Here is an 11,787-nt window from a genome sequence, read left to right as displayed (position 1 = left end):
GGGCGAAGGGGCGCTAAAATAGTAAAAAATTCTGATAAAGGAGGAAAAGATGTATTTAGAAAAAATAGTAGAAACAAAAAAGGAAGAAGTAGCAAAGCTAAAAGAAAAGAAAATCTCCTTAAAAGACTCCTTCCAAAAAGGAAAATTAACTTTAATAGCGGAAATTAAAAAGGCCTCACCAAGTAAAGGAATCATTTCAACGAATTTTGACCCACAAAGGCAGTTAGAGTTATATATAAAAGCTGGTGCAGATGCTATTTCTATCCTAACTGATGAAAAATATTTTCAAGGTAGTACAAAAATTTTAAAAGAATTAAGAGCCAAAACAAATCTTCCTATTTTAAGAAAAGATTTCATAATCGATCCCATACAGATTTACCAGTCATTATTTCTGGGAGCCAACGTTATTTTACTCATAGCTTCAATACTAACAAAAAAAGAGATCTCTGATTTTCTTAAGATATCAAAAGATATAGGTTTAGAAGCCATAGTCGAAGTTCATAACCGCCAAGAATTAATAAAGGTTTTAGATACCGAAACTGAAATATTGGGAATAAATAATAGGGATTTAAATGATTTTTCTGTTAGCCTACGAAATACTGAAAAACTACTTGAAGAACTTGAAAAATTAGATAAACGTAAGGATTTTTATGTTATTTCAGAAAGTGGGATTAAAGAAAAAAGTGACATCGATTACCTTAGAAGTTTAGGAGTAGATGGGGTATTAATCGGAGAAGCTCTAATGAAAGAAAACGATCCTGTTTCGAAGATTGGGGAATTATTTCCAGAAAAAAGGAGTTATTTACAGTGATTAGGATAAAAGTTTGTGGAATCACAAACATTGAAGACGCCATTAACATATCCAAAGCTGGGGTAGATGCTTTAGGTTTCATTTTAGCCGAAAGCCCGAGAAAAGTTGAATTATCAAAGGCTCTTGAAATATCTAAAGAGTTACCTCCCTTTGTAAGCAGAGTAGCTGTAGTAGTCAATCCTAATAAAGAAGAAATTGAAAAAATTGAAAGAAGTAGGGTATTTGATTACGTTCAATTTCACGGATCAGAAGATGCAAATACAATTAAAAATTGCAAGTTAAAAACAATAAAAGCTATTAAAATTGAAAATAAGAGCTCTTTGGAAGAAATATCCAAGTACAATGATTTTGTGGGTTACTTCTTATTTGATACAAAAATAGGTGAAAAGACAGGTGGTACAGGGCATACTTTCAATTGGGAGATTTTAAAAGAAACCGATATAAAAAAACCGTTCATCTTAGCGGGTGGTTTAGGCCCAGAAAATGTAGTTGAGGCTATAAAAACAATTAAACCCAATGCTGTTGATCTAAACAGCAAAGTTGAATTGTATCCAGGTAAAAAAGATATTAGGTTAATAAAAGAAATTATCGATAGGATAAATTCTATCAAAATAAAATAATAAAATTAAAAGGGTGGGGAGCGGAGCAAAGGGTTTTCAACGCACGTTTTAGAAACAAGATTTTGATTTTAAAAGGGTCACAGGGCGGAGCCCTCCACCCCCCACTGGGGTAGGGACCGCAGGTCCCTTTCTAAAGAAGGGTGGGGAACGGGGCAAAGGGGTGCTATAACAAACTTTAAAACTGCAAAAAATAAAAAAGGAGGATTCAATTTTATGAAAAATGCTTATTTTGGTCAGTATGGAGGTAGATACGTTCCAGAGACATTGATTCCGGCACTTGAAGAGTTGGAGGAAGCTCACGAAAAATATTCAAAAGATCCTGATTTTATAGACGAATACCAAGGTTTGTTGAAAGATTACTGTGGAAGGCCTACCCCTTTATATTTTGCTGAAAGATTTACAGAATACCTTAATGGTCCAAAGATATATCTAAAAAGGGAAGATTTAAACCATACAGGGGCACACAAAATAAATAACGCGTTGGGGCAAGTATTACTTGCAAAAAGAATGAATAAAAAAAGAATAATCGCAGAGACCGGTGCAGGCCAGCACGGTGTGGCAACAGCGACCGCTGCTGCTAGATTTGGTTTGGAATGTATAGTTTACATGGGGGCAGAAGACATCAGAAGGCAAGCCCTCAACGTATACAAAATGAGGATGCTGGGAGCAAAAGTAGTGCCTGTATACAGTGGTAGTCAAACTTTAAAGGAAGCCATAAATGACGCTATTAGAGACTGGGTTACAAACGTTGAAAACACGCACTACGTTATAGGCTCTGTAGTAGGACCACATCCATATCCTAAAATAGTCAGAGATTTTCAAAGGGTTATTGGTGATGAATCTAAAAATCAGATTTTAGAAAAAGAAGGAAGGCTGCCTGATTACATAGTTGCATGTGTTGGCGGAGGTAGTAACGCTATGGGTATATTCTACCCTTTCATAGAAGATAAAGATGTTGAATTGATAGGAGTGGAAGCCGCAGGGAAAGGATTAGAAACTGGGCAACATGCAGCTTCTTTGACTGCGGGGAAAATAGGCGTACTTCACGGAAGTAAATCTTACGTTTTACAAGATGAAGACGGTCAAATTCAACTTGCATATTCTATTTCTGCAGGTTTAGATTATCCGGGTGTGGGACCTGAACATAGTTATCTACATGATGAAAAAAGAGCACAGTATGTATCCATAACAGATGAAGAAGCGTTGCAAGGTTTCGAACTTTTAACGAAATTGGAGGGAATCATCCCAGCATTTGAAAGTTCGCATGCAATCGCTTACGCTATGAAAGTTGCACCCTCACTCGATAAAGATAAAATCATGATGATAAACCTTTCTGGAAGAGGAGACAAAGATGTCGATTCTTATAGAAAGCTTGGTAGGGAGGTAATAGAATGAGCAAAATAAGTGAAGCATTTAAAAATAAAAAGGCTTTAATCACCTATGTAACAGCCGGAGATCCAAGCTTAGAGGCTACAAAAGAAATTATATTAGAATTGAACAAAGATGGTGTTGATATTATAGAGGTAGGAATACCTTTTTCTGATCCTTTAGCCGATGGGCCAATAATTCAAAAAGCAAGCCAAAAAGCTTTAAAAAATGGGATTACCCTTAAAAAAATTTTTGAAGCCCTGAATGAAATCAAAGAAGATGTTACTTGCCCACTCGTTTTAATGGGTTATTACAACTCAATTCTCAATTATGGTATCGACAATTTTATAACAGACGTCGTAAATACGGGCATCTCTGGGGTAATAATTCCAGATTTGCCTTTTGACGAAGAAGAGGAATTTTACGCAAAAATAAAAGAAAACGGTATCGATCCTATTTTACTGGTCGCTCCAAACACCTCTGAAGAGAGACTAAAAGAAATCTCTAAGGTATGTTCTGGATTTTTGTACTGTGTATCTATTATGGGAGTAACAGGCGATAGCCAGGCACCTATAGAGCATTTGAAAGAGTACTCACAAAGAGTGAGAAAATATATTAATATCCCTTTAGCCATCGGTTTTGGAATAGACAGCCCGACAAAGGCTAAAAATATTATTGAATATTTCGATGGAATAATTGTGGGAAGTGCTCTTATAAAAAAAATCAACGAAAACAGCGATGACAAAGCTAAATTGCTTAAAGAAATAAAAAGCTTTACAAAAAGTTTGAAAGTGTGGTAAAAAAATAGAGGTTGTTCGCCTCTATTTTGATTCAATACTCTATATGAAAACTTCCATAATTCCCTATGGGAAAATCTTCTTCTTGAATATCTTCTAATCTACTGAACCCATTTCCTTGTAAGATGATAGTTTTTAGTTTCAAAACTTTTTCTTCTTCTCCTTGGGCAACCACCTCAACCGAACCATCGGGTAAGTTTTTAACATACCCTTCAAGTTGAAGCCTTACTCCATGCACTCTTAAAAAATGTCTTAAACCAACACCTTGAACTCTTCCATACAGTGTCCATCTTTTACAAATCATAGAGATATACCTTAATTTCTTGAACCAGCTAACACTAGCATTCTCAAAAGTTGAGCGATCGCCATTAAAGCAGCTGCCACATAGGTTAACGCCGCTGCCGATAACACCTTTTTTGCACCTGCTACTTCTTCTTTAGACATTCCCATAACGGGTAAAAGTTTCAAAGCCCTACTACTGGCATTGAACTCAACAGGCAACGTTATAACTGAAAATAAAACCACGAAAAGGAACAAGAAAATTCCAGCATTTAGTAAGAAAGGTGTAGAAAAAATAAGTCCAATAAAGAAGATAATCCACGCCATGTTAGAACCAAAACCTGCCAACGGCACAGCCAGATTCCTAAGAATTAAAGGTTTATAACCTTTAGCGTGTTGTATAGCATGGCCTGCTTCGTGAGCTACAACACCCAAAGCAGCTATAGACGAACTGTTATAAGTGGAGTCAGAAAGTCTCAATACTTTTTTGGTAGGGTCATAATGATCACTCAAAGTACCTCTTACTCTTTCGACTTTAACATCATATAACCCAACAGAATCAAGTAATCTTCTGGCAAACATATAGCCTGGCTCTCCAATTGATGCCTTTACTCGAGAATATTTGTTGAAAGTACTACTAACTCTACTTTGTGCCCAAATGGCTAATATCAATGGTGGGATCAACAATAACAGTGTAGAATAAAACATGATTATTCACCTCCAACTCATTTTGTAGATGAGTATTTTAAACTCTATATTTCATAAAAAATTTTAGCACCTTTTCATTTAGTCTATTTTACAGATGTGTATACTTTTATGCCTATTAATTTTGAATTATAGAGAAAAAAACTTTTTTATGTTGACAAAGATATTTTTTCCTGATAAAATAATTTTAAAGGAAAGTTGAGGAGATAGCAAAAATGGTTACAAAGGTCTTAATCGAAAATGAAAATAAATATTATTGGTATTTTAGCAAGACACCCATTTTGGTGGCTTTGTTTTGTCGTATAAAAACTTAGTCCACAAAGATTCCAAAATGGGTGTCTACTCTTTTAGTAGGCACCTATTTTTTTTATAGATACTTTGAAAATAAATTAAGGGGGCGAAGGGGCGCTAAAACAAGCTTCGGAGTTTCTAAAAACAATATTTTTAAAATTTGGAGGTGAATTCGGGTGGTGATCGTAATGGAGGAAAATGCAACAGAAGAAGAAGTTAGAAATGTTATTCAAAAGGTGGAAGAAGTAGGTTTTAAAGCTCATCCCGATAAAGGAGAAAATCACACGATTGTTGGAGTAGTGGGGCAAGGTGACAGAGAATACATTTTAAACAACATCGAAACTTTCCCAGGAGTTGAAAGGGTTGTAGAAATAACTCAACCTTTCAAATTAGCAAGTAGAACATTCAAATCTAAAGACTCAATATACGACATAGGAGGGATAAAAATAGGAGGGGAAAATTTTTTAACGATCGCGGGACCTTGTGCAGTAGAAAGTAAAGAACAGGTTTTAGAAACCGCTCTATTCTTAAAAGAAAAAGGGGTTAAATTCCTAAGAGGGGGGGCTTATAAACCAAGAACTTCTCCATATTCTTTTCAAGGCTTAAAAGAAGAAGGCCTGAAGATTCTAAAAGAAGTTAGTGAAGAAACTGGTCTAAAGATAGTTACAGAAGTTATGGACACCAGAGAGGTCGAGTTGGTTTCAAAATATACCGATATTTTACAGATAGGAACAAGAAACATGCAAAATTTTGCACTTTTAAAAGAAGTAGGTAAGCTCAACAAACCAGTTTTACTTAAAAGGGGTTTATCAGCTACATACAAAGAATTTTTAATGTCGGCAGAATATATCATTTCTGAAGGGAACAGCCAGGTTATATTGTGTGAAAGAGGAATTAGAACATTTACTGATGAAACGAGAAATACCTTGGACATCAGTGCAATACCTGTAATCAAAAGATACAGTCATTTACCTATTATAATTGATCCCAGTCACGCTAGTGGGGATTGGAGATACGTCGCTCCTCTATCAAAAGCTGCTGTAGCCGCCGGCGCTGATGGGTTAATAATAGAAGTGCATCCAGATCCTCAAAACGCCCTTTCAGATGGGAAACAATCTCTGAATTTTGAGCAATTCAGTGAATTAATGGATCAAATAAAAGCCTTATTAGAAATAGACAGTAAAATCTTAGCCTGAGATACAAACAACATTGTATTGGAGGAACGATTAATGTTATTCGACACCACCATAATCATTGGCACTGGATTGATTGGAACTTCATTAGCTCTAGCCTTTAAAGAAACAAAAGAAATAAGTACTATCATTGGATACGATATCGATAATAATTCTTTAAAAGAAGCTTTAAAGTTAGGAGCTATCGATGAACCTGCGAAAATATCAGATATTTCAAAAGCAGATTTAATAATTTTTGCAACGCCTGTAGAAAGTACAAAAAGTATTTTACATGATACAATTAGTCTAGCAAAAGAAAATACAGTTGTAACCGATGTTGGTAGTACGAAATATAAAATTACGCAACTCTTTGATACTTTCAAAAACAAAAGGGTCAATTTCATAGGCGGTCATCCATTGGCAGGATCCGAAAAGTCTGGTCCATTAAACGCCAAGGCGGATTTATTCAAAGGGAAAAAATATATATTGATAAAAAGCGCAAATTGTGACCAAGTATATTTTAATAAGTTTGAAAGGTTGATCACAAAAATCGGAGCCATTCCAATAATAATAGATGCCGAAACTCACGATGAAATTCTCTCAATAACAAGTCATCTGCCGCAGATAATTTCTTATTATCTAGTTAAAACTCTGATGAATTTAAAAGAAGATAATGAAAATTATCTAAAATTAGTCGGAGCTGGTTTTAAAGACACAACAAGGTTATCAAAAAGCGATCCCCAAATGTGGATCGATATATTCAAACAAAACAAAGAGAATATACTGCATGCCATAGAGAATTTTGAAAAAGAGTTAACTGCCTTCAAGAAGAACCTAATCGAAGATAAATACAATGAAATAAAAGATGATTTGAGCAAAATCAGTAAATTTGAGTTGTAAAGGCAAAAAAACTCAATATTGGGAGGAAAAGATGAAAATTGAAGTAACTCCAACAGAAAATATAAATGCAGAGATCACCCTACCAGGTGATAAATCAATATCACACAGGGCGCTAATCATTGGTTCCCTCGCTGAAGGTAAAACAAAAATACACAACTTGTTAAGTTCTGAAGATACCTTAAGCACGTTAAATATATTAAATTCAATAGGTGCCGATATTAAACAAATTGACAAAGATGAAGTAATTGTAGAGGGAAAGGGAAAGGACAATTTCATTGAACCATCCAACGTTCTAAACGCAAAAAACTCTGGTACAACAACGCGCTTAATGATGGGTGTGTTATCGGCTCAGAATTTTTACAGTGTAATTACAGGGGACGACTCTTTGAGGGAAAGGCCTATGAAAAGAGTCATAGATCCACTAAGTAAAATGGGTGGACGTTTTTTTGCGAGGAAAAATGGCGAGTTTGCTCCCATCACTATATTGGGAACAAAAGATATATCCCCCATTGTTTATAAAACCCCAGTTGCAAGTGCCCAAGTTAAATCTGCAATTTTGTTGGCTGGTTTGTATGCAAAAGGAGAAACTAAGGTAATAGAACCTGCTAAATCTCGTGATCATACTGAAAGGATGTTAAAATATTTTGGTGCTGATATCATTCAAAAAGATACAACCGTTGTTATCCAAGGTCTCACTAACAATTTAAAAGGTCGGGAGTTCTTTGTGCCAGGTGATATATCATCTGCATCCTTTTTCATAGTTGCTGCCCTTATAACCAAAAACTCTACTCTATTAATAAAAAATGTAGGAATCAACCCAACCAGAACAGGTATATTATCTGTGTTGAAGATGATGGGAGCGGATATAAAGATCATAAACGAAAAAACATTAAACAATGAGCCGGTTGGAGACTTACTCGTAAAAAGTAGTTCGTTACAGGGTGTTGAAATAAAAGGTGAGATGATTCCTTTGATTATCGATGAAATCCCTATATTGGCGATAGCTGCTACCCAAGCCAAAGGAAAAACAACTATAAAAGATGCAAAAGAATTACGTTACAAAGAAACAGATAGAATAAGGGCTATCACCAGCGAATTAAAGAAATTGGGCATAGATGTTTTAGAAAAAGAAGATGGTTTTGATATAATCGGAGGCCAAAGAATACGAGGGAACTGTACTTGTGAAAGTTACAATGACCATAGAATAGCAATGTCGCTTGCTATAGCCGGATTGATAGCAGATAATCCTATAGAAATTGATAATTTTGAATGTGTGAATATATCTTTCCCGAAATTTACAGAGATTTTTGAGAAGATAAGGTGTATATGATGAAAAAATTTGGATTATTAGAATACCCTCACAAAGAAAGCTTATCAAAAAAGGTTTTTAATGAATATTTTAAAAAAGCTAATATCGATGCTGTATATGAAGATATAGTCATAGTACCTGATAATTTTGACGATGAAATTAATAAATATATTAATTCTTACGACGGACTCAACGTTACTGTTCCATTCAAAGAAAAAGTGATTAAATATGTAGAACCAGTAGAAGAAGCTAAAGAAATAAATGCGGTTAACTGCATTTTCAACAATAAAGGTTACAACACAGATTGGAAAGGCTTTTATAACTCGTTAAATCCATCAATGCTGAAAGAACCGATCGTCTTAGTTGGAGCGGGTGGTGCGAGTAAATCCATCATCTACGCTTTATACAAAATGGGCATAAAAAAGTTGTTTCTTGTGAATCGAACGGTTGAAAAAGCGGAAAAATTGAAAAAGATTTTCTTGTCAAAAATAGATATAAAAATAGAATCTTTTGACCACCTACAAAGCATAATCCGTACTTCTAAAACCTTCATAAACGCCACTTCTATTGGAATGTTTGGAGAATCATTTAATTTAGAAGTTAGAGATCTTTCCAATCTATCTTTAATTTACGATATTGTTTACAATAATACCCCTCTCCAAAAGATTGCAAAAGAAAACAATATCAAATGTATAGATGGACGCACTTTTTGGTACCATCAGGGGGTAGAAAATTTGAAGATATGGCATATTTATACCCCAGAAATATTCGATGAAACTTTTAAAACTTTTGCTAGAGGTGAATAAAATGCAAGTAAAGATAGCAGGAGACTCACATGGTTCACAGATGATTGGATTAATAGAAGAAATACCAGCAGGGTTAAAAATAGATATAGAAAAAATAAACATAGATCTAAGAAGAAGACAGTTAGGGTACGGCCGTGGGAACAGGATGAAATTAGAAAAAGATGAAGTAATCATCGTTTCGGGATTATGGGAAGGAATAACCACTGGGGCTCCGCTGGTTTTAATCATAAACAACAAAGCAAAAAATCCTATCAAAGAAGAAAGACATATTCCAAGACCTGGGCATGGGGATTATTCTTGTTGGTATAAATACAGATTAGATGATTTGAATATATACACAGAAAGGAACAGCGCACGCTGGACAAGTGTACTTACCGCGATAGGGAGCGTTGTCAAACAATTTCTTGAAAATTTTGGTATAACAACGACGAGTTTTGTAAAATCTATTGGAAAAGTCAGTGTCGAAGAAGAAAGGTTTGAAGAAATCCAAAAAGATTTCACTTACTATATCCAAAAAAGAAATGAATCAGAAGTTCAATGTCCTTTTGAAGATATTTCTGAAAAAATGATGGAAGAAATAAAAGAAAATGCCCTAAAAAAAGCAACTACCTTGGGAGGCAGTGTAACAACATTCGCCACAAATGTGAAACCTGGATTGGGAAGTTACGCCGATGTTTTGAACAGAGTTGATTCAAAAATAGGAAAATACTTTATGTCGATCCCTTCTGTGAAAGGGGTTTTTATAGGCAAAGAAGATGTGAGTATCCCTGGATCTGAATTCCAAGATCCTTTCAAAGTGGAAAATAGCGATATACGCAGAACGAAGAATTACGCAGGTGGCATAGAAGCAGGGATAACCAATGGAGAAAATATAATGGTCACTACATACTTCAAACCTATTTCTACACTTGCAAATCCTCTTCCTTCTGTTGATCTTAAAACCAAAGAACCAAAAGAAGCACTTTACATAAGATCTGATTCTGTTGTTATTCCTGCAGCGACGGTAATAACAGAATGTACCCTTGCTATTATATTAATGGAAGAAATTATAGACGGATTTGGAAACGATAATATTGAACTTGTAAAAGACAGATACTTCAAGAAATATGGTGATATTCGATGAAAATTTTCTTAGTAGGAATGATGGGATCTGGAAAAACGACCCTCGCAAAAAAGATTTCAAAAGTGCTTTCCATACCCTATATCGACATAGATGAAGAAATCGAAAAAAACGAAAATCTTAAAATAAAAGACATCTTTGAAAGATACGGTGAAGAATACTTCAGGAAATTGGAAAACGACATTCTCGAAAAATTAGCAGAAAACACTCAATCCATAGTCGTATCAACTGGGGGAGGAATAATCTTAAACGCTAAAAATAGAACCATATTGAAAAAAGAAAATGCCATATACCTGAGTGTCGCTCCTGAAAAGCTTAAAGATCGTGTAAGTTTAGAAAATAGACCCGTTCTAGCAAACAACAAAGAAAATATTATAAAGATATACCAAGATCGAAAAGAATTATACGAACAATTCAAAACGGTCGATATCACAAATTTGACCGAATGGGAATCAGTTGCTAAAATCCTCTACCAATACGATATCAAAAACGATGCTGAAATAGATTCATCTTTTCAAAAAGTATCAATAAATGCAGGAAGTCTAAAGTCTCTCCCCCCAGATTCCATAGTTTTTACCAGCGAAAAGGTCAATGAACTATACGGAGAGTACCTACCACAGAAAAAACTTGTCTTACCAAACGGAGAAAAAACAAAAGACATCTCTTTTGTAATAAGGGCTTACGAATATCTACTTGAAAACAATGTCTCTAGAGATAACTTACTCCTTGGGATTGGCGGAGGAACTATAACTGATTTTACAGGTTTTGTTGGCTCCACTTACAAAAGAGGAATGAACTTTTCTTTTTACCCTACCACACTTCTTTCTCAGATCGATGCTGCAATAGGAGGAAAAAATGGAATAGATTTCAAAAAATACAAAAATGTCGTGGGGACAATAAACTTACCCAAAGAAGTGATTATAGATCCACTTTCTATATTATCCTTAAATGACGAAACATTCATAGAAGGTTTAATCGAAGGTTATAAAATGGCATTGATCTCAGGAAATGATTTTTATGAGTATTTTAAAGAGAATATGCACGAGATACTTAATAGGAATCTATATAAATTATCTTTTTTTATTAAAAGATCCGTAGAGGAAAAACTTCGTATAGTGGAACAAGACTTCAAAGATACGGGGTTGAGAAGTTGTTTGAATCTTGGACACACTTTAGGTCACACCTTTGAAGCCGCTACAGGCATTGCACATGGCTTATCGGTAGGATGGGGTTTGATCAAAGAAATAGAATTTTTTTACAAGAAAAAATATTTGGAAGAAAAAGAGTATCTAGAAATTAAAGACACATTAGAAACACTTGTTCCTGAAAAAGTTAAAAACATTCAAATAGAAGAAAAAGACATATATTATTATTTATCAAACGACAAAAAAATAGGGGCAAATCAAAAAATAAGGTTCTATCACGAAAATAGTGGGTAATTAAGCTGGAGTTAAATTAAGTTTACCAAGGGCAATAAAGATAGTGATTTTTAAATTCTTTAATGTTTTAAAACCAAAAGCCCTTTTAGTAAATCCTCTAAGTTTAGAGTTCATACCTTCTATTTTCCCGTTAGAGCTATTCGATTTTATGTGCAACAAGTTCCTTACTA

Annotated in this window: 13 protein-coding genes; 10 read left to right on the top strand and 3 right to left on the bottom strand. The window is 34.6% G+C overall.

Features of this window, described 5'->3' with window-relative positions; genetic code table 11:
* The first annotated feature begins 49 nt into the window (after positions 1-49).
* The 4 genes from trpC (at position 50) to trpA (ending at position 3,599) form a co-directional block, all read left to right on the top strand.
* Entirely contained in the window at positions 50-811 is a 762-nt protein-coding gene (trpC, locus tag X928_RS02800) for an indole-3-glycerol phosphate synthase TrpC (RefSeq protein WP_103078392.1), read from the top strand.
* Complete coding sequence (locus X928_RS02795; RefSeq protein WP_103078391.1) at positions 808-1,431, top strand: phosphoribosylanthranilate isomerase; 624 nt, start codon at positions 808-810, stop codon at positions 1,429-1,431. The genes trpC and X928_RS02795 overlap by 4 nt, the downstream gene beginning before the upstream one ends.
* A gap of 213 nt (positions 1,432-1,644) precedes the next feature.
* On the top strand, positions 1,645-2,826 hold the full coding sequence (trpB, locus tag X928_RS02790) for a tryptophan synthase subunit beta (RefSeq protein ID WP_103078390.1): 1,182 nt from the start codon (positions 1,645-1,647) through the stop codon (positions 2,824-2,826).
* A complete protein-coding gene (gene trpA, locus X928_RS02785; protein ID WP_103078389.1) occupies positions 2,823-3,599 on the top strand; it encodes a tryptophan synthase subunit alpha in 777 nt (258 codons plus the stop codon). The genes trpB and trpA overlap by 4 nt, the downstream gene beginning before the upstream one ends.
* 31 nt (positions 3,600-3,630) lie before the next feature.
* On the opposite strand, the gene X928_RS02780 is transcribed toward trpA, so the two are convergent.
* Positions 3,631-3,900, bottom strand: coding sequence for an acylphosphatase (locus X928_RS02780; protein WP_103078388.1), 270 nt, complete (start codon positions 3,898-3,900; stop codon positions 3,631-3,633).
* 11 nt (positions 3,901-3,911) lie between these two features.
* Positions 3,912-4,583 (bottom strand): zinc metallopeptidase, encoded by a 672-nt coding sequence (locus X928_RS02775; protein ID WP_103078387.1) that lies wholly within the window; start codon positions 4,581-4,583, stop codon positions 3,912-3,914.
* A gap of 464 nt (positions 4,584-5,047) precedes the next feature.
* On the opposite strand from X928_RS02775, the gene aroF reads away from it, so the two are divergent.
* Genes aroF through aroB form a run of 6 tightly spaced genes read left to right on the top strand, consistent with a single transcriptional unit; the run spans position 5,048 to position 11,617 of the window.
* Positions 5,048-6,067, top strand: a complete 1,020-nt coding sequence (gene aroF / locus X928_RS02770; protein ID WP_103078386.1) for a 3-deoxy-7-phosphoheptulonate synthase — start codon at positions 5,048-5,050, stop codon at positions 6,065-6,067.
* Between the two features lie 33 nt (positions 6,068-6,100).
* A complete protein-coding gene (locus X928_RS02765; protein ID WP_103078385.1) occupies positions 6,101-6,943 on the top strand; it encodes a prephenate dehydrogenase in 843 nt (280 codons plus the stop codon).
* A gap of 31 nt (positions 6,944-6,974) precedes the next feature.
* Positions 6,975-8,273, top strand: coding sequence for a 3-phosphoshikimate 1-carboxyvinyltransferase (gene aroA / locus X928_RS02760; protein WP_103078384.1), 1,299 nt, complete (start codon positions 6,975-6,977; stop codon positions 8,271-8,273).
* Complete coding sequence (locus X928_RS02755; RefSeq protein ID WP_245857157.1) at positions 8,270-9,058, top strand: shikimate dehydrogenase family protein; 789 nt, start codon at positions 8,270-8,272, stop codon at positions 9,056-9,058. The genes aroA and X928_RS02755 overlap by 4 nt, the downstream gene beginning before the upstream one ends.
* Before the next feature lies 1 nt (position 9,059).
* On the top strand, positions 9,060-10,181 hold the full coding sequence (aroC, locus tag X928_RS02750) for a chorismate synthase (RefSeq protein ID WP_103078382.1): 1,122 nt from the start codon (positions 9,060-9,062) through the stop codon (positions 10,179-10,181).
* Entirely contained in the window at positions 10,178-11,617 is a 1,440-nt protein-coding gene (aroB, locus tag X928_RS02745; RefSeq protein ID WP_103078381.1) for a bifunctional shikimate kinase AroK/3-dehydroquinate synthase AroB, read from the top strand. The genes aroC and aroB overlap by 4 nt, the downstream gene beginning before the upstream one ends.
* Here the strand turns inward: aroB and X928_RS10405 are convergent, their stop codons facing one another.
* Positions 11,618-11,773, bottom strand: a complete 156-nt coding sequence (locus X928_RS10405; RefSeq protein WP_425440351.1) for a transposase — start codon at positions 11,771-11,773, stop codon at positions 11,618-11,620. It abuts the gene before it with no gap.
* Positions 11,774-11,787: the final 14 nt, after the last annotated feature.

Source organism: Petrotoga miotherma DSM 10691, from assembly GCF_002895605.1.
In the GTDB taxonomy this organism is placed as follows: Bacteria; Thermotogota; Thermotogae; order Petrotogales; family Petrotogaceae; genus Petrotoga; species Petrotoga miotherma.
The sequence above is the reverse complement of the archived record's forward strand: the minus strand, read 5'-3'. Positions and strand labels throughout refer to the sequence as shown.